The sequence below is a fragment of the Geodermatophilus tzadiensis genome (assembly GCF_003002915.1).
In the GTDB taxonomy this organism is placed as follows: domain Bacteria; phylum Actinomycetota; class Actinomycetes; order Mycobacteriales; family Geodermatophilaceae; genus Geodermatophilus; species Geodermatophilus tzadiensis.
Map to the genome: position 1 here is coordinate 92,493 of NZ_PVTG01000011.1, position 24,066 is coordinate 116,558.

The window sequence follows — 24,066 nt, forward strand, 5'->3', positions numbered from 1 at the left end:
GGTGGTCCTCGTCGGTCCCGGCTGCCGGGTCGCGCGCGGGCAGGGTGCCCCACGCCCGCGGACGCACGGACGACGGTGTGCGCCGGGCGGCGGGACCTCGCCGTCCCGGGCCGGTGCGGCAGGATCTCCGACCGTGCCGACGCCGCGCGCCACCCCGGACGACGCCGCCGACGACCCCTCGGGGCGGGACCCGCTCGCCGTCCTGCCCTGGTCCGGCGGGTCGTGGACCACCCCGCCGGTCGCGGTCTCGGAGGAGGGGCCGGACCTGCTCGTCACCGCGGCCGAGGGCAGCGACGCCTGGCGGCACACCTCCTACGGCTTCGTGCACGACGACGCGCACGCGCTGCTCGCCCCGCTGACCGACCCGGGCGCGGTGGAGGTCTCCTTCGACGCGGCCTTCGGCGAGCAGTTCGACCAGGCGGGGCTCGTGCTGCGGGCCGACGCGGAGACGTGGCTCAAGGCCGGCGTCGAGGTCTCCGACGGTGCCCTGCAGGTCGGCGCCGTCGTCACCCTGGGCCGCTCCGACTGGTCGGTGGCGCCGGTGCCGGGGTGGGCCGGGCGCCGGGTGACCGTCCGCGCGAGCCGGACCGGGGACGCGGTGACCGTGCGGGCACGGGTCGACGACGAGCCGTTCCGGCTGGTCCGCGTCGCGCCCTTCCCGGCGGGCGTCCCGGCCTCGGCGGGCCCGTACTGCTGCGCCCCCACGCGGGCCGGCCTGGTCGTCCGCTTCCGCCGCTGGGCCGTCGGCCCGCCCGACGCCGCCCTGCACTGACCACCCTGCGGCACCATCTCGGTGTGCCGACGATCGGCATCACCCAGGACGCCGCCGCCGAAGACATCTTCGGCCGCGACCCGCTCGCCCTCCTGCTCGGGATGCTGTTCGACCAGCACAGGCGTCAACGAAGCAGTGGAGCGTGACGCCACCGCTCCGCCCGATCTTCGCTCGCCGCGATCGGCGGGTGCCGCGCCACCGGATGGTCGGCCGGCGGCGAGTGTGGCAGCGACGACCTGGTCCTGTGTCATCGCCTGCCTTCCTCCCGACCAGCGGCTGATCAGGAGTGCTCCGGGGCTTCTCGGCCGCGGTGCCCGCGGCGAGGGCCGAGGCGGCCGTCGTCGCCGTGCGGCGCCGTCCCGAGGAGCTCGCCGGTGCGGATGAGGTGGTCGGCGACGTCGCGCAGCTTCCGGTTGCCGTTCATCGACGCCCGGGCCAGCAGCTGGAAGGCCTGGTCGGGTGTCAGCTTGTAGCGCTCGATGAGCACTCCCTTGCCCTGCTCGATGACGGCGCGGGAGTCGAGCGCCATCTGCAGGTTGTCGGCCTTGTCCCGGGCGCGCTGGTAGAGGTGCAGGTTGCCGACGGCGACGGCAGCGTAGGGGGCGATGCGGCTGGCCAGGGCACGGCTGTCCTCATCGAACGCGTCGGCCTGGCGGGCGTAGATGTTCAGCGTCGCGGTGACCCGGTCCTCCTGGTCGATGGGCAGCGGGACCGACAGGGAGCTGAGGCAGCCGCGCTCGACCGCGCGTGGCAGGTAGTCCCGCCACCGGGTGTCGGTGCGGGTGTCGGTGATCAGGATCATGTGACCGGTGCGGGCGGCGTGCAGGCAGGGTCCGTGGTCACGTTCGTACTGGCGCTCGTCGAGGTCGTCGGCGAGCCGGCCGGTGCTCACCAGCGTGGTGGGGCGGTCGCGGACCAGGAAGGACACCGAGGCCTCGGGGTCACCGGGCATCACGGCTTTGGTGAGCTCGGCCACCGTCTGCAGCAAGCTGTCCATCGACAGCTCGCGCGGGGACAGCCGTCCCAGCCGTTCCAGCGCCTCGGCGGGGTTCGCAGGCGCCGGGTCCGGATGACGGGCCACGGCACGGCCGAGTCTGATCGGCACCGAGGCGCGCGTCCTCTGCGTCAACCGGGCCAGGGACCTGGCCTCGAGCAGTGCGGCCCGCTCGTCCAACGCGTCCGCCCTCTCCCGTGCCAGCTGCGCCTTGCGCGCGGCCTCCTGAGCGGCCTGCAGCATCTCGTCGGCGCGACGGCGCGCCTCCCTCGCCTCAGCGACGTGCGCGTCGACCGGCTGGCCGGCCCCGCCGGGCGCGCGCTCGACCGCAGGCTGGGTCGCCCCGCCGTCGTGCAGACGGCTTGGGGCACGAGCAGCTGCGGCATCGTTCGGAAGGTCGGGATGGGTCATCGTGATTCACTCGGGTGGACGAAGCGCGAGCGGGTACTCGCCGCGGTGGCGGGTCCGGGGATCCGGGCCGGCGGGTCGGTGCCGGACCTGCCTCGTCAGGTGCGGAGCGGCATCCGGCCTACCAGGGCGGTTGTACGGTCCCCGGATCGGTTGAGTCCGGTCGTCGGGTCAACGTCGCATCAACGGATCTGGCGGAGGGGGGAGCACGGTGGGGCCGCTCGTCCGGCCGGTGGTCGTCCTGGTCGAGGACGAGCGGGATCTCGCGGTGATGGCGGAGGAGTTCCTGCGCCGCGAGGGGTTTGACGTCGTGCTCGCCGGCGATGGCCGGACCGGGATGCAGCGGCTCGACGACCGTGCGGTGGACGCGGTCGTCCTCGATCTGGGGCTGCCCGACGGCAACGGTCTGGACCTGCTGCGCAGCTTGCGGCGGTCCGGGCGGGCGGTGCCCGTGGTGGTGCTGACCGGCCGCGGCCGGGAGAGCGACCAGGTCCTGGGGTTGGAGCTGGGCGCCGACGACTACGTGGTCAAGCCCTTCTCGCTCCCGGAGCTGGCGGCTCGCCTGCGCGCCGTGCTGCGCCGGTCGTCGGACGCCCGCCCCACCGCGTCGGTGGAGGTGGGGGACCTGGTGATCGACACCGCGGCCCACGAGGCGACCGTCAAGGGCGAGCTCCTGCCGTTGCGACCCCTGGAACACGATCTGCTGGCCTTCCTGGCCGCCTCCCCGCGGCAGGTGTTCTCACCGGAGCAGCTGCTGGAGCGGGTGTGGGGTGGAGGCGCGGACCGGCAGAGCGCGTCCACGGTGGCCGAGCACGTCTACCGGCTGCGGCAGAAGCTGCAGCGTGCCGAGGTGACGACGCCGCGGATCGTGACCGTGCGCGGCGTCGGCTACCGGCTGGACCCGTGAGCCGGCGATGACGTCAGCGCACGAGCTGGACTTCCGGGCGCTGTTCCAGGCGTCGCCATCGCCCTACCTGGTCATGACGGCGGACTTCACGATCGTGGCGGTCAACCGGGCCTACGCCGAGGCCACGTTCGTCGACCCCGACGCCGTGGTCGGCCGGCCGATGTTCGACGTGTTCCCCGACAACCCCGACGACCCGCTGGCAGACGGGGTGGTGAACCTGCGCCGGTCGCTGGAGACGGTCGTGCGCACCGGCTCCCCGGACGCGCTCGCGCTGCAGCGCTACGACGTCCGCGCGCCGGACGGCACCTTCGTCAAGAGGTACTGGAGTCCGGTGAACACCCCGGTGCTCGACGACGACGGCCGGGTGGCGGTGGTCATCCACCGGGTCCAGGACGTCACCGACCTGGTGCGGCTCTCCGAGGCCGGACAGGAGCGGCAGCGACGGGAGGATGCGCTGTGGACCCGGCTCGAGCAGATGGAGGCCGACCTGTTCACCCGGGCCCGAGAGGTCCAGGACGCCAACCAGCGCCTGCGCGAGCTCAACGACCAGCTCGAGGTGACCACGGCGGCCCTCCGGGCACAGACCCGCGCGAAGGACCAGTTCCTGGCCACCCTGTCGCACGAGCTGCGCAACCCTCTGGCAGCGGTCCGGGCGGCCCTCGACGTGCTGGCGCTCGACCTGTCCGGGCACCCGGCTCTGGACGTGCTCGACCGCCAGAGCGCGTCGCTGACCCGGATGAGCGACGACCTGCTCGACGCGGCCCGCGGTCTCACCGGACGCCTGGCCGTGCAGCGACAGCAGATCGACCTGCGCGCGGTGGTCGAGCAGGCCGTCCACGACACCGGGTCCACCCGAGGGACCGCGGGCAGGCCGGTCGGGTTGCACCTCGCGAGCACGCCGGTCCTCGTCAGCGGGGATCCCGTCCGCCTCGCCCAGGCCGTCGCCAACCTGCTCGACAACGCCTACAAGTACACCCCGGACGACGCGGTGCTCACCGTGGAGCTCGCCCGCCACGCAGACGTTGCCGAACTGCGCGTCCGCGACACCGGACCGGGGCTGCCCCCCGACCTGGCCGGTTCGCTCTTCGAGCCGTTCACCCGGGCGGCCGATCCCGGCCGGGGTGCCCCCGAGGGCCTCGGCCTGGGGCTGGCCGTGGTCCGCGGCATCGTCGAGGCGCACGGAGGCACGGTGACCGCGCGCAGCGACCCGGCCGTCGGGGGGGCGACGTTCACCGTCCGGCTCCCCGCTCCCACGGCACCGGACGCGGGCGCCGACGAGGCCCCCGCCCCCACGACCGCCGTGCCGATGGCACCACTGCGCGTCCTGGTCATCGACGACAACGAGGACCTGGCCCGCTTCTACGCGTCCCTCCTGCGGGAACTCGGGCACGAGGTGACGCTCGCCTCCAGCGGCGAGGGCGGAGTGGCCGCCGCGCAGGAACCCTTCGACGTCGTGCTCTGCGACATCGCGCTCGGTGCGGGCATCGACGGGTACGAGGTGGCCCGGCGGCTCCGCGGTTCGCCGGCCCACCGCTCGACCGGCCTGGTCGCCGTCTCCGGGTTCGGCCGGGAGGAGGACCGGGTGCGGGCCCGTGAGGCGGGGTTCGACCGCCACCTGACGAAGCCGCTCGGGATGGACGACCTCGACCAGCTCCTCCGCTCGCTGGCCGGAGACGCGGCGGAGCGCGGAGCCCGGCTGAGCGCTGCGGAGCCGGTCGACGAGGAACACGGTGGGGACACGGGGTGAGTGCGCCCGGTTCGCCCTGCGGCACCATCTGCGGCGTGCCGACGATCCGCATCACCCAGGACGACGCCGCCGACGACCTGCTGAGCCGCGACCCGCTCGCCCTCCTGCTCGGGATGCTGTTCGACCAGCAGTTCCCCATGGAGCGGGCCTTCGCCGGGCCGCGTCTGCTCGCCGAGCGGATGGGCCTGGACCCCGCGTCGGACGGCCTGTCGGCCGCGGACCTCGCCGACGCCGACCCCGACGCGCTGGCCGCCTGGTTCGCCGGGCCGCCCGCGGTGCACCGCTACCCCGGGTCGATGGCCGCCCGGACGCGGGCGCTGTGCCGGCTCCTGGTCGACCGCTACGACGGCCGCGCCGAGAAGCTGTGGGGCGGGGTCCCGGACGGCGCGACCCTGCTGCGCCGCATCGGCGAGCTGCCCGGCTTCGGCGCGCAGAAGGCCAAGATCCTCGTCGCGCTGCTCGGCAAGCAGTACGGCGTCACCCCGCCCGGGTGGCGCGAGGCGGCCGGCTCCTACGGCGAGGAGGGCTCACGGCGGTCGGTCGCCGACATCACCGGGCCCGAGTCCCTGGCCGAGGTGCGGGCCGCCAAGCAGGAGGCGAAGAAGGCGGCGAGGGCCGCCTCGGCGGCCCGCTGACCACGCCCTCCACCAGTACCGGATCGGGCGCGAAGGCCCCTGCACGGACCTGCTGCGAGTGGCACGATGGAGGGCGGACCGGGAGACGCCGGATTGCCCGCCACCGGATGGCGAGCAACCGGTCCCGCGCAGGCGACACCGTGCCGTCTCTGCCCCGGCCCGCGGAGGGAAGGGTGCTCGTGGCCTCGAGCCAGCAGTCCGCGCGACCCCGCAAGGCCGAGCCGGTGCTGATCACCCAGGCCGAACCCAGCCTGGTGGAGCAGCACGCCGCCCGGAAGAGGCGCTACGTCCTCACCATGGCCGTCCGCGGCGTCAGCCTCGTGCTGGCCGCGGTGTTCTACCAGACCGTGTGGCTGATGATCATCTTCGCCGTGCTCGGCACGGTGCTGCCCTGGATCGCCGTCGTCATGGCCAACGACCGGCCGCCGAAGAAGAAGCTCGACGCGCACCGCTACGTCGCCCCGCGGCCCGACCGGATCCTGGAGGCTCCCGGACGGGAGCGCCGGGTGATCGAGGGCGGCAGGGTCATCGACGGCTGAGCCTCAACGCGCCCCGGGCCGCCCGACCACCGCGGCGGCCCGGGCCAGCCCGGCGTCCAGGGCGGCGACCGGGTCCGCTCCGGTCAGCCACGCCGCCAGCAGCCCGGCCGTGAACGCGTCGCCCGCGCCGGTGGTGTCGACCACCTCGGCCGGGTGCGCGGGGCGGTGCACCAGCGTGCCGCCGGAGGCCCAGAGCGCGCCGTCGGCCCCGAGGGTCACCGCCACCGCGGCGTGCCGGCCGGCCAGCGCCCGCGCGGCGGCGGCCGCGTCCGCGCAGCCGGTGAGCAGCCGCGCCTCGTCGGCGTTGGGCAGCAGCAGGTCGGCGCCGGCGGTGTCGGCCAGCCACCTGTCCACCCCGGAGGCGGCCAGCGGGCCGGTCGAGGCGGGGTCCACCGAGACGGTGCACCCGGCGGCGCGGGCCGCCGCCAGCGCGGCGAGCCCGGCGGCCCGGGGCCGCTCGTCGAGCAGCGTGTAGCCCGACAGGTGCAGGTGCCCGCCGGGCGGCGGTGCCGGGACGTCGCCGGCACGCAGCGCCAGGTTGGCGCCTCGGTCGGCCAGCATGCTCCGCTGCCCGCCGGGCTCGACCAGGCTCACGACCGTGCCGGTGGCGGCCCCGGCCACGCTGCGCAGCGCCGTCCGGACGCCGGCCGCGGCGAGCTCGCCGGCCAGCGCCGTCCCGGCGGCGTCGTCGCCCACGCAGCCGGCCAGCAGCACCGGCACGCCGAGCGCGGCCAGGTGGACGGCCACGTTCGCGCCGGCGCCGCCACCCCGGGTGCGGATGGTGGCCGGCCGGTCCGAGCCCGGCGCCGGCTCGCCGGCGAGGACGGCGACGACGTCGGTGGCCACGTCGCCGACGACGACCACCGGCCGCGCGGTGCTCAGCGCGCCTGCCCGGCGAGCGCGGCGGCGATCCGCCCCGCGAGCTCGGCGTTGCGCAGCACCAGCCGCACGTTGACCGCCAGCGTGGCACCGCCGCTGGCCCGGTGCAGGTGGTCGAGCACGAACGGCGTCACCGCCTTGCCGCGCACGCCGGCGGCCTCGGCGGCGGCCAGCGCGTCGGCGATGACCCGGTCGTGCAGGGCCGCGTCGAGCTGCTCGTCGGCCGGCAGCGGGTTGGCGACGACGACCGCGCCCGGTGCCAGCTCCCGGCGGGCGGCGACCACCGCGGCGGCCTGCTCGGGGGAGTCGACCGACCACTCGACCGGCGACCCGGAGTCGGCCACGTAGAAGCCGGGGAAGGTGCGCGTGCGGTACCCGATCACGGTCACCGACAGGCTCTCCATCCGCTCCAGCGTCGCCGGGACGTCGAGGATGGACTTCACGCCGGCGCAGACGACGGCCAGCGAGGTCCGCGACAGCGCGGTGAGGTCGGCGGACTCGTCGAAGGTCTCGGCCGACTGGCGGTGCACCCCGCCCAGCCCGCCGGTGGCGAACACGCCGATCCCCGCGGCGGCGGCCAGCAGCGCGGTGCTGGAGACGGTGGTGGCGCCCGACAGGCCCAGCGCGGCGGCCACCGGCAGGTCGCGGACGCCGAGCTTGGCCAGGTCGGGGTCGTGGCACACCCGGTCGACCTGCTCGGCGGTCAGGCCCACGTGCGGGACGCCGTCGAGCACCGCGACGGTGGCCGGCACGGCGCCACCGGCCCGCACCGCGGCCTCGACGTCGTCCGCGGCGGCCCGGTTGTCCGGCCGGGGGAGGCCGTGGGCGAGCAGCGTGCTCTCCAGCGCGACGACGGGGGCGCCGGTGGCCAGCGCGTCGGCGACCTCGGGGGAGAGGCGCAGCGGGGAGTCGGTGGCGTGGCGGCCGGTGGAGGGGGGTTCGACGGACACCCTGCCATCATGGTCGGTGGGCGGGTGACGCCCGGCTCCTCCCTCGGCGCCGGGTCCCCGCCGCGACCTGGACCCGACCCTGGGAGAACCCGTGAGCGACTCCGACCTCCTCGAGAAGCCCGACGTCCGCGACAGCGACACCGGCAACGCCAACGAGGTCTTCCACTACGTGCGCAAGAACAAGATCGCCGAGAGCGCGGTCATGGGCACGCTGGTCGAGGCGCTGTGCGGCGAGGTGTTCCCGGTGACCAAGAGCCCCAAGCCCGGGAGCCCGATCTGCCCGGCCTGCAAGGAGGTCTACGACCAGCTCAGCAAGTAGAAGGACCCCCTTGCCCCCGCCCTTCGCAGGCTCAGGGCGGGGCCCTGCAAGGGGGCCGTTCCAGCTCCTCACTGCAGGCCGAGGCGCTTGGCCTCGGCCTGCAGCTCGGCGGCCCGACGGCGCTGGGCCCGCCGGGTGTGCCGGCGCATGGGGGCCGGCCAGCGGTCCTGGACGGTCGCGTTGAGCTCGGCGCCCAGCAGCACGGCCATCCCGAAGAAGAACAGGAACAGCAGCGCCGCGATCGGGGTGGCCAGCGCCCCGTAGGGCAGGGCGGCGACCAGGATGTCGGAGACGTAGAGCCGCAGCACCGTCGCCGCCACCACGAAGAACACCACCGCGAGCAGCGTTCCGGGCAGGTGCCGGTGCCACGGCAGCCGCCGGGGCAGGATCACGTGGTAGAAGCTCGTGAGCGCCAGCACCAGGCCCACGACGACCAGCGGCACGTACACCGCGTTGATCAGCACCGTGGCGGTGTCCTGCCAGTCCTGCGGCAGCACCGCGACGAGCAGGCCGGGCCCGAGCACCAGCAGCGGCAGCATGAGCACCGCGAGCACCAGGCCCACGACGAACAGCCCCAGCGCCATCAGCCGGGTGCGGATCGGGCCGCGGACGTCGCGCTGGTCGTAGGCGATGACGATCGTGTTCATGAACGTCGCGGTCGCCGACGACCCGGCCCACAGGGTGAGCAGGAAGCCGAGGCTGACGATGTCGAGCCGGCCCGAGGTCAGGATGTCGCTGAGCGTGGGCCGCACCAGCGAGTCGACGACGTCGGCGGTGAGCACCTGGCTCGAGGCGTCCACCAGCGTGTCCTCGATCGTTTGCACCGACCGCGCGCCGATCCAGTCGCCGAGGAAGCCCAGTGAGCCGAGCAGGGCGATCAGCAGCGGTGGCACCGAGAGGATCTGCCAGAACGCCGCCTCACCGGACAGCCCGAGGATGCGGTCCTGCCACGCCTTGGCCACCGTGCGGCCGAGCACCTGCAGCGGCACGCGGACGACGGCCGGCCAGTGGTCGAGCCGGCCGGGCGGCGGGACGTCGGCGCGCCGCGCCCCCGAGGTGGTGCCGGCGGCGGGGGCTGCTGAGCCGTCGGTGCGCTTCCCGGCCGCCCCGTCCGCGCGGGGCGGCCCGCCGGCCCGCACGGTGCTCACCGGCCCAGTGTGCACGCCGGTCGCGGGCGCCCGCCGGGCCACGGGACCGGCGGTGCCGGCGGCCGGCCGGTCGGGCGAGGACCTCAGCGGGTCCTGCGGTGCCCGGGCCGGCGGCCGGGGGCCGACGGCGCGGCGGGCGGCGGGGCGCCTTCCGGGGCGGGTGCCGGCGCGGCCGGGTCCGGCGGCGCCGGCACGCAGCGGATGACCGCCTCGGCGGCGTAGCTGGTGTCGAAGGACTCCCGCCGCACCTCCGCGCCGCTCTGCAGGTCGCGGAAGACCCGGGTCACCGTGACGTCGAAGCCCTGGGCGCCGCCCTGGGCGATGCAGCTGCCGTCGTCGACCTTCTCCTGGACGGCGGGCTGGCGGATGTTGCGCCGCGGCCCCTCGATGGCCTCGACCTCGTAGTAGCGGGTGCCGTAGAAGGTGACGGTGATCGACCCGCCCGAGGCGCCCGGCGTCCACTGGGTGTCGACGTAGATCCCGGTCTCGGTGTCGTTGCGCCACTGCAGGTCGATCTGGCCCTCGTACACCGTGGCCTCGCGCCCTGCCGGGTAGCGGCTGATGTAGAAGCTGTGCGGCTTGTGGTAGACGTCCTCGAGCCCGGCGAAGAAGACGGCGTTGAACATCGTGGTGGCGAACTGGCTGATGCCACCGCCGACCGCGGTGGACAGCTCCCCGCCGCTGATGACGTTGGCGGGCACGTAGCCCTGCGCCGTCCCCCGCGGGCCGGTGTGGGTGTTCAGGCTGAACGTCTCGCCGGGCAGCACCAGCGCGCCGTCGACCTCCTCGGAGACGACGCGGATGTTGGTGCCGCTGGAGTTGTTGCCCGTGGTGGTGGTGAACGAGCTGACCTCCTCCGTGATGCCGAGGGCCTCGGCCTCCTCGGTGGTCAGTTCGGCGGGCACCGGTCCCAGCTCGGCGGTGATCGTGCGCGGCGCGGGGTCGGGCAGCACCGCCAGCAGCTCGGTGGAGAGCCAGGCCGGGTCCACGCCGGTCCCGTCCACCGACGGGACGACGCGCACGGTGTCGCCGGTGACCTCGAAGCGGGCGTCCTCGGCCGGGGTGCCGAACGCGGTGAAGTCCTCGCCCATCGCCGTCTGCAGCGCGGCGGGGTCGACGCCGACGGTGAGCTCGCCGCCGTCCTCGGGGGTGAACGTCAGCGAGGCGGCGATCGCCTCGACCGGGACGTCGACGGAGGTCGCGCCGTCCTGGCTGGTGACCGTCACCGGTGCGGCCAGGGCCGGGGTGACCGTCTCGTCGAGGACGCGCTGCGCCTCCTCGGCGTCGACCCGCACCGGGACGACGTCGACCGGCAGCTCGATCGGGGTGGCGGGGTCCCCGCCGGAGGCCAGGGCGGCGGTGATCGCCTCGGCGGCGCCCTCCCGGTCGAGGGTGCGGCCGTCGGCCGGCTCCACCAGCGTCGCGGTGGTGTCCTCGATGGCGATGGAGGCGTCCACCGGCACGCGGTCGACCTGGGTCGCGATGGTGTCCACCTGCGCGGTCAGCGAGGTCTCCTCGCCGGTGATGACCGGGGTGACCTGGCGCTCGGTGAACAGGGAGGCCAGGCGCGTCCAGGGGGCGAGCGGCTGGTCGTCGGCGGCGTCGACGGTGCCCTCGACGTCGAGGGTGATGCCGGCGGTGGCGGGGGAGAGGGTGGTCTCCACGTCGTCGGCCACGACGACGTGGTCGGCGGCCACCCGCGGCGCGAGGTCCTCCTCGAGCCGGTCGGCGGCCGCGGCGGGCGAGAGGCCGCCGATGTCGATCCCGGCCACCACGGTGTTGCGCGGCACGTCGTCCCCGGCGACGAGCAGGTCGACGCCGTAGGCCACGCCGAGCGCGGCCAGGACCGCCACGGGCGCCAGGACGGCCGGTCGCCGCCAGCCGCGCCGCCGGGGCCCGGCAGCGGCAGGCGCGGGCGCAGCGGGGACGTCGGGGGAGGGCGCGACGGCGGGGGGCGTGGCCGGGGGTGCGGGGGGCGTGACGGGCGCCACCGGCGGCGCGGCGACCGGGTCGAGGCGCGCGGTCGCGTCCGTGGCGACCGGTGCGGTCGGGTGCGCGTCCACCGGTCCGTCGGGGAGCGCCACGGTGTCGTGCACCGGGTCGGGCGCCGGCGCGGGAGAGCTGTCCGCCCCGGGCGTGTCGCCGGCCGCGGGAGCGGTCCGAGGGGCCTCGGTGGCCGGGATCCCGTCGGCGGGGGCCTCGGCCGGTGACCCGGCCTCGGGTGCGGTCACCTCGGGTGCCGTGCGCTCGGGTGCCGTGGGCTCGGGCGTCGCGGGGGGCGCCGTGGGCGGGGGCGGCGCGTCGGGCCCGACGGGACCCCGGTCGCGGGGGACCGGGCGGGTGTCGTCGGACAGCTCGCCGAGCACGGCGGCGTCCGGAGCGGGCGCGTGGGGGGCGGGGTGCTGCGGCATCTCGGGGTCCTCGTGTCGACCGGGGGTCCCCGACAACGACGGAGCCGCCGGCTCCCCGTCCGCGTCAGGCGGAACGGGGACGCCGGCGGCGTCGTCGGGTGAGGGCTTCATCGCAGGGAGCGACGATAGCGCCTCTCTCAGCGTGCGATGTGCTGCTCGCCGTCCGTCTCGATGATGTCGACGGCGATGTCGCGGAGCTTGGACTCGTACTCGCGAGCGTGGTGCCCGCAGAAGACGAGGTCGCTACCGCTGGCGAGCACGACACGCACCTTGGCCAGTGCGCCGCACCGGTCGCAGTGAAAGGGCACGACCAGGTCGTCGGCGGCGGGGGTCGTCGTCAGCGTCTGGGTCATCTGGGTCATCACTCGCTCTCTACCGCACGGACCCGCGGCTGCGGATCGGCCTCCTGCACAGCGCCAGGATGAGCCCCTGTGTTCCCGGTCCTCCCGATCCGTCGGCCGACTCGCCCGGGATGGGGAGCGGGTGGCCGGTGGGACGGGTGGGTGGGGGTCAGCAGGGACGTCACTGGGTCGTGCCGGTCTGTCTCGGTGGTGCTGGTCGTTCCGTGCGCCGGCATGTCTCCGGCTCGTGGGTCCGCTGCTGTCTCGACGTCCTCCACGCTACGCCGTCTACCCGGCCGCTGCCGTCGTACACCGCCCCGCCCGCCCGGGCGGGTGAGATCGTGACCTCAGCGCGACCGGGACGACACCTGCCCGCGACACGACGGCCACCCGGACGACGAGCAGGCCCCCGACCCGGCGTCCGGGTCGGGGGCCTGGTGACCTCCTGGAACGGCCTCCTCGCAGGAGCCCGGCCCGAGCGTGGCCTCAGTCGAGGTAGTCGCGCAGGACCTGCGAGCGGCTCGGGTGGCGCAGCTTCGACATCGTCTTGGACTCGATCTGCCGGATCCGCTCCCGGGTGACCCCGTAGACCTGACCGATCTCGTCGAGCGTGCGCGGCTGGCCGTCGGTGAGGCCGAACCGCAGCCGGACGACGCCGGCCTCGCGCTCCGACAGCGTCTGCAGGACGCTGGTCAGCTGGTCCTGCATGAGGGTGAAGCTGACCGCGTCGACGGCGACGACCGCCTCGGAGTCCTCGATGAAGTCACCGAGCTGGCTGTCGCCCTCGTCGCCGATGGTCTGGTCGAGGCTGATGGGCTCCCGGGCGTACTGCTGGATCTCCAGCACCTTGTCCGGGGTGATGTCCATCTCCTTGGCCAGCTCCTCCGGGGTGGGCTCGCGCCCGAGGTCCTGGAGCAGCTCGCGCTGGATGCGGCCGAGCTTGTTGATGACCTCGACCATGTGCACCGGGATGCGGATGGTGCGGGCCTGGTCGGCCATGGCGCGGGTGATCGCCTGCCGGATCCACCAGGTGGCGTACGTGGAGAACTTGTAGCCCTTGGTGTAGTCGAACTTCTCCACCGCGCGGATCAGACCGAGGTTGCCCTCCTGGATGAGGTCCAGGAACGCCATGCCGCGGCCGGTGTAGCGCTTGGCGAGGGAGACCACCAGGCGGAGGTTGGCCTCCAGCAGGTGGTTCTTGGCGCGCTCGCCGTCGCGGACGATCCAGTTGAGGTCGCGGCGCATCTGCGGGGAGAGCTTCTGGCCCTCCTCCTCGGCCTGGCGCAGCCGCTCGGCGCCGTAGAGGCCGGCCTCGATGCGCTTGGCGAGGTCGACCTCCTCCTCGGCGTTGAGCAGCGCGACCTTGCCGATCTGCTTGAGGTAGGCGCGGACGGAGTCGGCCGAGGCGGTGAGCTCGGCGTCCTTGCGGGCCTGCCGCAGCGCCTCGGACTCCTCCTCGTCGTCCCACTCGAAGTCGCCGCCCTCGGCGGTGGCCTCCTCCGCGGGCGCGTCGGCGGGCTCGGCGCCGTCGGGGCCGGCGACGACGGTCTCATCGAGGGTGAGGCCCTCGGCACCGGCGTCGACCACCGCCACGGCGGAGTCCTCGGTGGCGACGGCGGTCAGCACGGTGCCCTCGCCGGCGCCCGGGGACGGGCTGATGCTGGGCTTGCCCTTGGCGGCGGTCTTCGCCGGGGCGGCCTTCTTGCGCGGCGCGGGCTTGGCCGGCGTGCTCCCGGCCACTCCAACGGGTGCGCTGGTCCGGGATGCCCGGGGACCGGCGGCGACCGTCCTGGAGCGGGTCGTGCTCCCGGCGGCGTCCGGTGCTGGCTTGTCGGCGGGCACTCAGGTTCCTTCCCGTGCTGGGTGCGTCCCCGGGAGCGGGTGGAGCTCCGGGCAGCGGCCCCGGTCAGTGACCACGGAGCGAGGAGTGCCGCCGGTCCGGCGCGGTGTTTGACCGCGGCGCGGGCGGGGGATGACTCCCGGCTGGGTGGCGACGGGCTGGGGCTCCTCCATTGTAGCGACGGAGCGGAGTGTGACCACCGTCATCGAGGCGGTGCTCGCCCGGAGGGGTCGACACACCACCCCAGGTCAGCCGCTCCCTCCGGGGGGTGACCGACGCACCGGGGCGTCCGACCGACCCGGACCGCGGCCCCGTCCCGGGTCCCGCCGCGCGCCTCTGCCGGCCGCCCCGTGGGGCCCGCCGCGGGCCTGCGACTGGTGGGGGGCAGGGAGGTCCTCCCCGGGGAGGACGGGTCCTCAGTGGTCGATGCGCTCGGCGGCGGTGAGCGCCGCCCCGACGATGCCCGCGTCGTTGAGCAGCTGCGCCGGCACGACCTCCGTGCGGGTGGTGAGCAGCGGCACCCACTTGTGCGCCTTCTTGCTCACCCCGCCGCCGACGATGATCAGGTCGGGCCACAACCCGTTCTCGAGGACGTCGAGGTAGCGGTCGACCCGCTTGGCCCACTGCGGGTAGCTGAGGTCCTCCCGGTCCTTGGCCGCTGCCGACGCCCGCTTCTCGCCGTCATGGCCGTCGACCTGGATGTGGCCGAACTCGGTGTTGGGCACCAGGTGGCCGTCGACGAACAGGGCGCTGCCGATGCCGGTGCCGAAGGTGAGCATGAGCACCACGCCGCGGCGGTCGCGGCCGGCGCCGTAGCGCATCTCGGCCAGCCCGGCGGCGTCGGCGTCGTTGAGCGTCTCGACGGTGCCGGGGACCAGCACGGTCATCCCGGCGTCGACGTCGGTGCCGATCCAGCCCGGGTCCATGTTGGCGGCGGTGTAGGCGACGCCGCGCTTCATCACGCCGGGGTAGGTGACGCCGATCCGGCCGGTCCAGCCGAAGGACGCCACGATCCCGGCGACCTCCCGGTAGACCGCCTCCGGCGTCGAGGGCCGCGGTGTCTCCACCCGCACGCGCTCGCCGACGAGGGCGCCCAGCGCGAGGTCGACCAGGCCGCCCTTGATCCCGCTGCCACCGATGTCCACCCCGAAGCCCTGCTGCACGGCGGTCACCCTAGTGACCGGCGCCGCACGGTGGCGCGGTCACTGGGGCAGGATCGCCCGGGTGAGTGCCGCGCCCCCGCCCGCCGTCCTGCTCGACCTCGCGGTCGCCACCGCCCGGGAGGCGGCCGCGCTGATCGCCCGCGAGCGCGGGTCGGCCGCGGCCGCCGTCGACGTCAAGTCCAGCCCGACCGACGTCGTCACCGCCGTCGACACCGCCGCCGAGCGGCTGATCACCGGCCGGCTGCTCGAGGCGCGGCCCGACGACGGGTTGCTCGGCGAGGAGGGCGCCGACCGCCAGGGCACCAGCGGCGTGCGGTGGGTGGTCGACCCGATCGACGGGACGGTCAACTTCCTCTACGGGCTGCGCGGCTACGCCGTCTCCATCGCCGCCCAGGTCGACGGGTCGACCGTCGCCGGCGCGGTCCTCGACGTGCCCACCGGGGAGCTGTTCACCGCGACCGTCGGCGGTGGGGCCTACCTGTCGACGCCGGCCGAGCCGGAGCCGGTGCGCCTGGCCGGGAACCGGCCGGGGTCCCTCGGGCAGACGCTGGTGGCCACCGGCTTCGGCTACCGGGTGGAGCAGCGCCGCGCGCAGGGCGCCGTCGTGGCCGAGCTGCTCACCGAGGTGCGCGACATCCGCCGCCAGGGCTGCGCGTCCCTCGACCTGTGCTCGGTGGCCGCCGGGCGGGTGGACGCCTACTACGAGCTCGACCTCAAGCCGTGGGACCACGCGGCCGGCGCCCTGGTGGCCGCCGAGGCGGGGCTGGTCGTCACCGGCCTGCCCGGCCGGCCGTTCGCCGCGCCGATGGCCGTCGCCGTCCCCGAGACGGTCGCCGAGCCCTTCCTCGCGCTCCTCGACCGGCTCCACGGGGGCCGCTAGCAGGCGGCCTCGGCGCTGGCGATGGGGGTGAGGGTCGCCGCGACCTCCTCGGGCGAGGCCAGCCGGTCGAACTCCGGGCCGATCACCAGGTCGACGCGCGCGTCGGCCCGGGTGTCCTGGTAGCTGCCGGCGCCGGGCAGGAACAGCGCCAGGTAGGCGGCCGCCTCGCTGCCGGCCGGGCCGTAGCGCACCTCGCCCGGGCCGGTGACCTCCCGGTCGCTGGAGTCGTTGGCGATCTCCTCGACCACGAACCCGCGCTGCTGCAGCTCGGCGGCCACCGTCTGGGCCAGGCCCGCGGTGTCGGTGGCGTTGAAGACGCGCACCGCCAGCGTCGAGGGGTCCAGGGACGGCGGGGCGGCCTCGGCGGTGGCGCAGGCGGCGTCGGCGGCCTCCTCCCGCGCGCTGGCGTCGGAGAGCACCTTCCACCACACGCCGAGCGCGGCGAGGGCCAGCACGAGCAGGAAGACCAGCGGCGGGATCAGCCGGCGGTCCTTGCGGGGGCGCACCGGGGGCGTCTCGGTTGCCACGCTCACGGTCGTCCTCCTCGCCGGCGGCCCGGCAGCTCTCGCCGGGTCGCGCGGATCCTACGGTCGGCCGCGGGGCTCAGAGGACACCGTCGTCGAGTGCGGCGCGTCCCCGCTCGACGCACGGGTCGATCCGGTCGGCGTACCCCGAGGTGTCCTTGCCGGCCATCGCCCCGGCGGCCGAGCGGGCGACGATGCCGGCCACGATCGCGGCGAACTTGAAGTAGGCGAACCCGACGTACCAGTGCAGGTCGGCCAGGTCCAGGCCGCTGCGCTCGGCGTAGCGCGCCGCGACCTCGGCGCGGGTGGGGAAGCCCTCGAGCGCCGTCACCGTGCTCTGCCCGGCGACGCTGGCCTCACCGGCCTCCGGCCAGTAGACGTGCAGCATCCCGAGGTCGGCCAGCGGGTCGCCCAGCGTCGACATCTCCCAGTCCAGGACCGCGCGGACGCCGCCGGGCCGGTCCGGGTCGAGCAGGCAGTTGTCGAGCCGGAAGTCGCCGTGCACGATCCCGGTCCGCTGGCCGGCCGGCACGGTCTCGGCCAGGCGGGCGGCGAGGGCGTCGAGGCCGGGGCGGTCGCGGTCCCGGGTGGCCTCCCACTGCTGGGTCCACCGGCGCACCTGGCGGGCCATGAAGCCCTCCGGCCGGCCGAAGTCGCCCAGCCCCACGGCCTCGGGGTCGACGGCGTGCAGGTCGGCCAGGACGTCGACCAGCCCCTCGCCCACCGCCCTGCGCTGGGCCGGCTCGTCGGCGTACCCGGCCGGGATGCGGTCGACGACGTGCAGCCCGAACACCCGCTCCATCACGTAGAACGGCGCCCCGAGGACGTCGGTGTCGGTGCACAGGTGCAGCGTCCGCGGCACCGGGACGGCGGTCGGGCCCAGCGCGCTGATCACCCGGTGCTCCCGGGCCATGTCGTGCGCCGTGGCCAGCACCGCGCCCGTCGGCGGGCGGCGCAGGATCACCGACTCCTCCGGCGCCCCGCCCGACGGCGTCACCACGTAGGTGAGGTTGGACATGCCCGCCGCGATGAGCTCGACGCTCACCTCGCGCCAGCGGTCGTCGCCCAGGACGGAGGCGAGGTACGGGCCGACGACGGCGGGATCGGCACCCACGGGACTCGACACGGGCCGCAGGGTAACCTCCGGCACTCCGCCTCCCCACCTGCCCGTCCGGACCCCGTCGCGGAGCCCGTCGCGACTCCTCGTGTCTCCCGCGCGCGGGTGGGCACAAACCAGGGCCGCACGGCGTTGGGGGGCTGCCGGTCCCGCACCGGGCCGACTCCCGGGAGTCGGCGGGAGCGGGCGCCGGTCCCGGAACCCACGGCCGCCCCGGCGGCCGGACCGGACGGTGGCTCTCCCCGCCGCCGTCGCACGATGCGGGCGCGTTCCGCCCGCGAGAACCCCGGAGGAGGGGCACACCCCATGGCCACCGACTACGACGCCCCGCGCCGCAACGAGGCCGACGAGCTCGGCGAGGACTCCCTCGAGGAGCTCAAGGCGCGGCGCGCCGAGGCGCAGTCCGCCTCGGTCGACGTCGACGAGACCGACTTCAACGAGAGCCTCGAGCTGCCCGGCGCGGACCTGTCCAACGAGGAGCTGACCGTCCGCGTGCTGCCCAAGCAGGAGGACGAGTTCACCTGCTCGCGCTGCTTCCTGGTGCAGCACCGCAGCCGGCTGGCGGCCACCAAGGGCGACCAGCTGTACTGCCGCGACTGCGCGGCCTGAAGAAGGGCCCCGCTGCCCCCCACGCCTCGCTGACGCTCGGCGCGGGGCCCTGCAGCGGGGCCGTTCCAGCACGTCACCGCGTGCGGGGCCCTGTAGAAGGGCCGTTCCAGCACGTCACCAGGTGCGGCGGGCCCTGCGAGGGGGCCGTTCCAGCACGTCACCACGCGCGGCGGGCCCCGTGGAGGGGCCGCTGCGGCACGTCACCGGGAGGGCAGGCGATGAGCGAGCACGGGGACCGCAGGGTCGCACCGCGGGACGTCCCGCCGCCGCGGCCGGTGCGGCCGGCCGCCGGCCCGGGGGAGACCCCGGCGGGCGGGCCGGCCTGGCTGGCGGAGGACTCCGGCCTGGGGCGGGCGGCGCGCGCCGTCGCCGACGCGGTGGCCGGGCTGCTGGGCAGCACGCCGGACGACGGGGCGCCCGACCGCGAGCGGCGCTCCGCGGCCGGCACCCTGCGCGACGTCCTCGGCGCGGTGGCCTCCGCGGCCGGCCGCCGGGGCGACGCACCGGCGGCCGCCGACGGCGAGGGCGGCCGGTCGCCGGGCGCCGTGCTCGGCGACCTGCTGGCCGCGGCGGCACCCCGGCTGCCCATCCGCGACGCCGCTCGCTTGCGGGCCGCCCACCCCGGGCGGACCGACGAGGAGATCGCCGACGCCCTCGTCACCCGGGCGTCCCGGCTCACCGCCGCCGTGGGCGCGGCCACCGGCGGCCTGTCGGCCGCCCACTGGTTCGCCCCGCCGTCGCTGGTGGCCCTGCCGCTGGAGCTCGGCGCCGAGACGGTGCTCGTGGCCGCCGTCGAGGTGGTGCTGCTCGGCGAGCTGCACGAGCTGGCCGGCCGCCCGGCGCCGGGCGACGCCCGTGAGCGGGCGCTGGCCTACCTCTCCAGCTGGACCCAGCAGCGCTCCGTCCAGGGCACCACGGAGCAGGGCGTCGGCGCGGTCCTGGGGACGGCGGGCTTCCGGGCGCTGCGGCGCCGGCTGTCCCGCCGGCTGGTGGGCAACGTCGGCTCGGCGGCACCGCTGCTGCTCGGCGCCGCGCTCGGCGGGCGGGGCAACCTCAAGTCCACCGAGACCCTCGCCCGCAGGGTCCGCACCGACCTCCGCCGCGCCGGCTCCTGACCCCGCGGCCGGTCGGCCGGACCGCCCGCGGCGCCGTTAGGGTCGCCGTCGTGGTCGACCCCCTCGAGGTCCCCGTCCGGCTCACCGCGGCGGGGGCCGAGCCCCCGCGGTACGCGCTGCCGGGCGACGCCGGCGCCGACCTGACCGTCACCGAGGACGTCGAGCTCGCCCCGCTCGGGCGGGCGCTGGTGGGCACCGGCGTGGCGGTGGCGATCCCGGAGGGCTACGCCGGGTTCGTGCACCCGCGCTCGGGCCTGGCCGTCCGGCACGGGGTCAGCGTGGTCAACGCCCCCGGCACCATCGACGCCGGCTACCGCGGGGAGATCAAGGTCAACCTGGTGAACCTCGACCCGACCACCCCGGTCACGCTGCGCCGCGGCGACCGGGTCGCCCAGCTGGTGGTGCAGCCGGTGGTGCGCGCCCGCTTCGTGACCGTCGAGGTGCTGCCGGAGAGCGTCCGCGGCGAGGCCGGGCACGGGTCCACCGGCGCGGGACAGGAGGCCTGAGATGCCCTTCGGACGACGGCGCAACCGGATCGACCGCAGCCTGCGCGAGCGCGGCGTCCCGCCGGAGCCGCAGCACCGGGAGCGCGAGGTCGACGAGACCACCGGCCCCTACGACGCCGCCGACGTCCCCGACGACGGCACCGTGCGCGTCGACCTGGGCTCGCTGCGGCTGCCCGCCGTCCCGGGCACGGAGCTCCGGGTCGACGTCAACCAGCAGCAGAAGGTCATCGGCGCGACGCTGCGCTACGGCGACTCGCTGCTGCAGGTCTCCGCCTTCGCCGCGCCGCGCGCCGCCGGGATCTGGGACGACGTCCGCGCCGACCTCGCCCGCGGCGCCTCGGGCCAGGGCGCCCGCCTGCAGGAGGTCGAGGGCCCGTTCGGCACCGAGCTCGCCGGCAGCATCGTGGTGACCCCGCCGGCCCAGCCCGGGGGCCCGCCGCCCAAGCCGGTCCGCCGCCCTGCCCGCTTCGTGGGCGTCGACGGCCCGCGCTGGTTCCTCCGCGGGATGATCAGCGGCCCGGCCGCCGAGACCCCCGAGGCCGCGGCGGTGCTCGAGGACGTGTTCCGCAAGGTCGTCGTCGTCCGGGGCACCGAGCCCATGCCCGTGCGTGAGCAGCTGCCACTGTCCCTGCCGCCGCAGGCCGCCGCGCAGCTCGCCCGCCAGCAGCAGGCCGGCCGGCCGGCCACGGCCCCGCCGCCGGCCACGGCCCCGCCGCCGGCCACCGCCCCGCCGCCGGCCACCGCCCCGCCGCGCACCGGCCGGCACGCCGCACCGCCCGACCCCGCCGGGTGAGCGCCCCCGTCCCCGTCGCCTACGGCGGGCACCCCGACCAGTTCCTCGAGCTGACCCTGCCCGCCGGCGGCGGCCCCGCGCCCGTGGCCGTGGTGCTGCACGGCGGCTTCTGGCGCGCCGCGCGCGGGGTCGAGCTGGCCCGCCCGCTGGCGGCCGACCTCGCCGGCGCCGGCTGGGCGGCCGTGGCGGTGGAGTACCGCCGGGTCGGCACCGGCGGCGGGTGGCCGGCCACCCTGGAGGACGTCGCCGCGGCGCTCGACGCGCTGCCCGGCCTGCCGGAGGCGGCCCGCCTCGACCTGACCGAGGTCGCCGTCGTCGGGCACTCCGCGGGCGGCCACCTCGCCGCGTGGGCCGCCGGGCGCGGCCGGTTGCCCGAGGGCGCGCCCGGCGCCGGCCCGCGGGTGCGGGTCACCGCGGCGGTGCTGCAGGCCGGCGTCCTCGACCTCGTCCGCGCCGCCGACCAGCGGCTCGGGAACGGGGCGACCCAGGAGCTCCTCGGCGGCGAGCCCGGCGAGGTGCCCGACCGCTACGCCGTCGCCGACCCGGTACGGCTGCTGCCCACCGGCGCCGACGTGCTGTGCGTGCACGGCACCGGGGACGACGTCGTCCCCCTCGAGCAGTCCGAGCGGTACGCCGCGGCCGCCGGCGCGCTCGGTGACCGGGTGGCGGTGCAGCCCGTACCGGGCGGCCACATGGAGCTGATCGACCCCTCGGGTGAGCAGTGGGCACGGGCGAGGGAGTGGCTCGGGCGGCGCCGCGCCGGCCGTGGCGGCAGCACTACCCTGGAGCCGTGACACAGACGCGTCCCGGCGGCTGGCTCTCGCGCACGCTGCAGCGGCTGACCGCCGACGACTCCACCATCGACGCCGAGGAGCTGCGCGCCGAGGCCGACCGCGCCGGCTGCGAGCCGGTGAGCGCCTGCCGCAAGGGCGAGGTGGTCACCGTCACCGGGCGGCTGAAGTCGGTGGTCTACACCCCTCGCGAGACGGTGCCGACCCTGGAGGCCGAGCTGTTCGACGGCTCCGGCTCGGTCACCCTGGTCTGGCTGGGCCGGCGGCGCATCCCCGGCATCGAGCCGGGGCGCACGCTCACCGCCCGCGGCCGGTTCGGCAGCTTCGAGGGCCGCAAGGTCATCTACAACCCCTGGTACGAGCTGAGCGCGGGGTGACCCCGGCGGCCGACGACGACGGCCGGCGCGATCCGGGGGGAGCAGCACCGCACGACGAGCCCGAGGACGACCGGCCGCTCACCTTCGACCGGCACCTGGTCCTCGACCAGCTCGGCGGCTGGCGCGGCATGGTCGACGCCTCGCTGCCGACGATCGCCTTCATCGTCGCCAACGCCATCGGCGACCTGCGCACCGGCATCTGGAGCGCGCTGGGCGCCGCCGTCCTCGTCGTGCTGTTCCGGCTGGTCCGGCGCGAGAGCCTGCAGCAGGCGTTCAGCGGCCTGTTCGGCGTCGCCGTCGCGGTGGCCATCGCCGCGGCGTCCGGGCAGGCGCGCAACTACTTCGTGCCCGGGATCATCCGCAACGCGGTCATCGGCGTGGTGCTGCTGGGGTCGGTGCCGCTGCGCTGGCCGCTGGTCGGCGTCCTCGCCGAGTTCCTGGCCCCCAGCCACCTGGGCTCGATGGCCGCGCACTCGCTGCCGGGGCTGCGGCGGCGGGTGGACAGCGCGCGGGCGCGGCTGCACCACCGGCCGCCGCCCGAGCAGGCACCCGACGGCCGCCGGGTCGACCCGGAGCCCGAGCGGCACTGGCGCGACGACCCCCGGGTGGTGCGGGCCTACGGGTGGCTCACGGTCCTGTGGGCGCTGACGTTCCTGCTGCGGGTGGCGGTGCAGACGCCGCTGTACCTGGCGAACGAGGAGGACCTGCTCGGTGTCGCCTCGCTGGTGCTCGGCCTGCCGGTGACCGCGGCCGCGCTGGCGGTCACCCTGTGGGTGGTCGCCCGGCTGCACCGCCACCGCGTGGCCACGGACGCCGGCGCCGCCCCGCCGCCGGACTGACCGGCGTCAGACGACGCTGGCGGAGAGCACCTGCTGCAGCTGCTCCTCGACGTCGGCGTGGGTGACGAACAGCAGCTCGTCGCCGACCTCGAGCGGCTCGTCGGGCGAGGGCGTGATCACCCGGTCGCCGCGCAGCAGCGCCGTCAGCACGGTCTCCCGCGGCAGCGGCACCTCGCCCAGCGGCCGGCCGGCCCACGGGGTGTCCTCGGCCAGGGTGATCTCCACCAGGTTGGCGGCGCCCTTGCGGAAGCTCATCAGCCGGACGACGTCGCCGACGGTCACCGCCTCCTCGACCAGCGCGGCGAGCACCCGCGGGGTGGAGACGGCGACGTCGACGCCCCAGGCCTCGGTGTAGAGCCACTCGTTGCGCGGGTCCTTGACCCGGGCGACGACGCGGTTGACCGCGAACTCGGTCTTGGCCAGCAGGGACACGACCAGGTTGGCCTTGTCGTCGCCGGTGGCGGCCACCACGACGTCGCAGGTGGCCAGCTGCGCCTCCTCGAGGGAGGACACCTCGCAGGCGTCGGCCTGCACCCACTCGGCCCCGGGCACCGCCCGGGTGCGCACCTTGCGGCCGTCCTTCTCGATGAGCATCACGGTGTGCCCGTTGCTGAGCAGCTCTCCGGCGATCGAGCGGCCGACCGCGCCGGCGCCGACGATGGCCACGCGCATCAGGCCCGCCCTCCCTCGGGGTGCTCGACCGTGGCGTGCACCCGGTCGGAGATCTCGTCGGTGGCCGCGACGACGAGCTGGTCGCCGTCCTGCAGCACGGTGGCGGCCGAGGGCAGCTGGGCCTCGCCGAAGCGGACCAGCCAGGCCGCCCGGGCGCCGGAGGCGGCCTCGAGCTCGGCGAGCTTGCGGCCCACCCAGCCGTCGGTGACGGTCACCCGCATCAGCAGCACCCGGCCGGTGGGCTCGCGCCAGATCTCGCTGACCTTGACCGAGAGCAGCTCGCGCAGCAGCCGGTTCACCGTCCACGGCACCGTGGCCACGCTCGGGATGCCCATCCGCTCGAACACCTCGGCGCGCTTGGAGTCGTAGATCCGCGCCACGACGTGCTGGACGCCGAACGTCTCCCGCGCCACCCGGGCGCTGATGATGTTGGAGTTGTCGCCACTGCTGACCGCGGCGAATGCGCCGGCGGAGTCGATGCCCGCGTCGAGGAGGGTCTGCCGGTCGAAGCCCAGGCCGGTGACCTGGCGGCCGGTGAACTCCGGCCCCAGCCGGCGGAAGGCCTCGGGGTCCTGGTCGATCACCGCGACGCTGTGGCCGATCTGCTCCAGCCGCCGCGCGATGGCCGAGCCGACACGGCCGCAGCCCATGACGACCACGTGCACGTGTGCTCCCCGAGTCGTCGTCGCGGGCGCCTGCGGCCCGCGTACCGGGCGCGAAGCTACACCCGCACGGCCGCGGTCCGGGGACCGTGCCGGACGCCACACACCCGCGGGGAGGACCCGCTCCT

The 24,066-nt window shown here is 75.9% G+C and carries 27 protein-coding genes; 15 read left to right on the forward strand and 12 right to left on the reverse strand.

Features of this window, described 5'->3' with window-relative positions; translation table 11 throughout:
• Positions 1-133: 133 nt before the first annotated feature.
• Both LY71_RS14855 and LY71_RS24495 read left to right on the forward strand, forming a co-directional pair.
• Positions 134-772 (forward strand): DUF1349 domain-containing protein, encoded by a 639-nt coding sequence (locus LY71_RS14855; protein ID WP_211297357.1) that lies wholly within the window; start codon positions 134-136, stop codon positions 770-772.
• Between the two features lie 23 nt (positions 773-795).
• On the forward strand, positions 796-918 hold the full coding sequence (locus LY71_RS24495) for a hypothetical protein (protein WP_281261612.1): 123 nt from the start codon (positions 796-798) through the stop codon (positions 916-918).
• A 134-nt stretch (positions 919-1,052) separates the two neighbouring features.
• Here LY71_RS24495 and LY71_RS14860 read toward each other — a convergent pair whose 3' ends face one another.
• Positions 1,053-1,853: an ANTAR domain-containing protein gene (locus LY71_RS14860; protein ID WP_342748012.1), complete on the reverse strand. Its 801-nt coding sequence runs from the start codon at positions 1,851-1,853 to the stop codon at positions 1,053-1,055.
• A 532-nt stretch (positions 1,854-2,385) separates the two neighbouring features.
• Here LY71_RS14860 and LY71_RS14865 point away from each other — a divergent pair.
• The 4 genes from LY71_RS14865 to LY71_RS14880 all read left to right on the forward strand — a co-directional run bounded on the left by LY71_RS14865 (position 2,386) and on the right by LY71_RS14880 (position 6,002).
• Positions 2,386-3,081, forward strand: a complete 696-nt coding sequence (locus tag LY71_RS14865; protein WP_211297358.1) for a response regulator transcription factor — start codon at positions 2,386-2,388, stop codon at positions 3,079-3,081.
• Between the two features lie 7 nt (positions 3,082-3,088).
• Complete coding sequence (locus tag LY71_RS14870) at positions 3,089-4,828, forward strand: hybrid sensor histidine kinase/response regulator (protein WP_106278922.1); 1,740 nt, start codon at positions 3,089-3,091, stop codon at positions 4,826-4,828.
• A 35-nt stretch (positions 4,829-4,863) separates the two neighbouring features.
• Positions 4,864-5,463 (forward strand): HhH-GPD-type base excision DNA repair protein, encoded by a 600-nt coding sequence (locus tag LY71_RS14875; RefSeq protein ID WP_106279126.1) that lies wholly within the window; start codon positions 4,864-4,866, stop codon positions 5,461-5,463.
• Between the two features lie 173 nt (positions 5,464-5,636).
• The gene (locus tag LY71_RS14880) at positions 5,637-6,002 is read left to right on the forward strand and encodes a DUF3099 domain-containing protein (protein ID WP_245887917.1); all 366 of its coding nucleotides are present in this window, start codon (positions 5,637-5,639) and stop codon (positions 6,000-6,002) included.
• Positions 6,003-6,005: 3 nt separating this feature from the next.
• Here the strand turns inward: LY71_RS14880 and LY71_RS14885 are convergent, their stop codons facing one another.
• Complete coding sequence (locus tag LY71_RS14885; RefSeq protein WP_245887918.1) at positions 6,006-6,866, reverse strand: carbohydrate kinase family protein; 861 nt, start codon at positions 6,864-6,866, stop codon at positions 6,006-6,008.
• Between the two features lie 14 nt (positions 6,867-6,880).
• On the reverse strand, positions 6,881-7,831 hold the full coding sequence (locus tag LY71_RS14890) for a pseudouridine-5'-phosphate glycosidase (RefSeq protein ID WP_170121371.1): 951 nt from the start codon (positions 7,829-7,831) through the stop codon (positions 6,881-6,883).
• Positions 7,832-7,922: 91 nt separating this feature from the next.
• Here LY71_RS14890 and LY71_RS14895 point away from each other — a divergent pair, with 91 nt between their 5' ends.
• Entirely contained in the window at positions 7,923-8,150 is a 228-nt protein-coding gene (locus tag LY71_RS14895) for a DUF3039 domain-containing protein (protein WP_106278924.1), read from the forward strand.
• Between the two features lie 68 nt (positions 8,151-8,218).
• Here the strand turns inward: LY71_RS14895 and LY71_RS14900 are convergent, their stop codons facing one another.
• The 5 genes from LY71_RS14900 to ppgK form a co-directional block, all read right to left on the reverse strand.
• Positions 8,219-9,298, reverse strand: coding sequence for a YihY/virulence factor BrkB family protein (locus tag LY71_RS14900; protein ID WP_106278927.1), 1,080 nt, complete (start codon positions 9,296-9,298; stop codon positions 8,219-8,221).
• 83 nt (positions 9,299-9,381) lie between these two features.
• Positions 9,382-11,709 carry a VanW family protein gene (locus tag LY71_RS14905; RefSeq protein WP_106278929.1) on the reverse strand — a complete coding sequence of 776 codons (2,328 nt, stop codon included), beginning with the start codon at positions 11,707-11,709 and terminating at the stop codon, positions 9,382-9,384.
• A 137-nt stretch (positions 11,710-11,846) separates the two neighbouring features.
• Positions 11,847-12,071 carry a DUF7455 domain-containing protein gene (locus LY71_RS14910; RefSeq protein ID WP_106279135.1) on the reverse strand — a complete coding sequence of 75 codons (225 nt, stop codon included), beginning with the start codon at positions 12,069-12,071 and terminating at the stop codon, positions 11,847-11,849.
• Positions 12,072-12,536: 465 nt separating this feature from the next.
• The gene (locus LY71_RS14915; protein WP_425433030.1) at positions 12,537-13,790 is read right to left on the reverse strand and encodes an RNA polymerase sigma factor; all 1,254 of its coding nucleotides are present in this window, start codon (positions 13,788-13,790) and stop codon (positions 12,537-12,539) included.
• A 516-nt stretch (positions 13,791-14,306) separates the two neighbouring features.
• Positions 14,307-15,062 carry a polyphosphate--glucose phosphotransferase gene (gene ppgK / locus LY71_RS14920; RefSeq protein WP_106278933.1) on the reverse strand — a complete coding sequence of 252 codons (756 nt, stop codon included), beginning with the start codon at positions 15,060-15,062 and terminating at the stop codon, positions 14,307-14,309.
• Positions 15,063-15,114: 52 nt separating this feature from the next.
• Here ppgK and LY71_RS14925 point away from each other — a divergent pair, with 52 nt between their 5' ends.
• On the forward strand, positions 15,115-15,933 hold the full coding sequence (locus LY71_RS14925) for an inositol monophosphatase family protein (RefSeq protein WP_245887919.1): 819 nt from the start codon (positions 15,115-15,117) through the stop codon (positions 15,931-15,933).
• On the opposite strand, the gene LY71_RS14930 is transcribed toward LY71_RS14925, so the two are convergent.
• Together LY71_RS14930 and LY71_RS14935 are read right to left on the reverse strand one after the other, a co-directional pair.
• A complete protein-coding gene (locus LY71_RS14930; RefSeq protein WP_106278938.1) occupies positions 15,930-16,466 on the reverse strand; it encodes a LytR C-terminal domain-containing protein in 537 nt (178 codons plus the stop codon). The genes LY71_RS14925 and LY71_RS14930 overlap by 4 nt on opposite strands.
• 70 nt (positions 16,467-16,536) lie before the next feature.
• The gene (locus LY71_RS14935) at positions 16,537-17,583 is read right to left on the reverse strand and encodes a phosphotransferase family protein (RefSeq protein ID WP_106279137.1); all 1,047 of its coding nucleotides are present in this window, start codon (positions 17,581-17,583) and stop codon (positions 16,537-16,539) included.
• Positions 17,584-17,880: 297 nt separating this feature from the next.
• Here LY71_RS14935 and LY71_RS14940 point away from each other — a divergent pair, with 297 nt between their 5' ends.
• From LY71_RS14940 to LY71_RS14970, 7 genes are all read left to right on the forward strand, one after another.
• Complete coding sequence (locus LY71_RS14940; protein ID WP_091111521.1) at positions 17,881-18,183, forward strand: DUF4193 domain-containing protein; 303 nt, start codon at positions 17,881-17,883, stop codon at positions 18,181-18,183.
• A gap of 218 nt (positions 18,184-18,401) precedes the next feature.
• Positions 18,402-19,298, forward strand: coding sequence for a hypothetical protein (locus LY71_RS14945; RefSeq protein WP_106278940.1), 897 nt, complete (start codon positions 18,402-18,404; stop codon positions 19,296-19,298).
• A gap of 50 nt (positions 19,299-19,348) precedes the next feature.
• On the forward strand, positions 19,349-19,804 hold the full coding sequence (gene dut, locus LY71_RS14950) for a dUTP diphosphatase (RefSeq protein WP_106278942.1): 456 nt from the start codon (positions 19,349-19,351) through the stop codon (positions 19,802-19,804).
• Position 19,805: 1 nt separating this feature from the next.
• Positions 19,806-20,597 carry a DUF3710 domain-containing protein gene (locus LY71_RS14955; RefSeq protein WP_106278944.1) on the forward strand — a complete coding sequence of 264 codons (792 nt, stop codon included), beginning with the start codon at positions 19,806-19,808 and terminating at the stop codon, positions 20,595-20,597.
• Positions 20,594-21,391, forward strand: coding sequence for an alpha/beta hydrolase family protein (locus tag LY71_RS14960; protein ID WP_106278946.1), 798 nt, complete (start codon positions 20,594-20,596; stop codon positions 21,389-21,391). Before LY71_RS14955 ends, LY71_RS14960 begins: the two co-directional genes overlap by 4 nt.
• Positions 21,388-21,765, forward strand: coding sequence for an OB-fold nucleic acid binding domain-containing protein (locus LY71_RS14965; RefSeq protein WP_106278948.1), 378 nt, complete (start codon positions 21,388-21,390; stop codon positions 21,763-21,765). Before LY71_RS14960 ends, LY71_RS14965 begins: the two co-directional genes overlap by 4 nt.
• Entirely contained in the window at positions 21,762-22,604 is an 843-nt protein-coding gene (locus tag LY71_RS14970; protein WP_106278950.1) for a DUF3159 domain-containing protein, read from the forward strand. The genes LY71_RS14965 and LY71_RS14970 overlap by 4 nt, the downstream gene beginning before the upstream one ends.
• Before the next feature lie 6 nt (positions 22,605-22,610).
• On the opposite strand, the gene LY71_RS14975 is transcribed toward LY71_RS14970, so the two are convergent.
• Together LY71_RS14975 and LY71_RS14980 are read right to left on the reverse strand one after the other, a co-directional pair.
• Positions 22,611-23,276 (reverse strand): potassium channel family protein, encoded by a 666-nt coding sequence (locus LY71_RS14975; protein ID WP_106278952.1) that lies wholly within the window; start codon positions 23,274-23,276, stop codon positions 22,611-22,613.
• A complete protein-coding gene (locus tag LY71_RS14980) occupies positions 23,276-23,941 on the reverse strand; it encodes a potassium channel family protein (RefSeq protein WP_106278954.1) in 666 nt (221 codons plus the stop codon). Before LY71_RS14980 ends, LY71_RS14975 begins: the two co-directional genes overlap by 1 nt.
• Positions 23,942-24,066 lie beyond the last annotated feature (125 nt).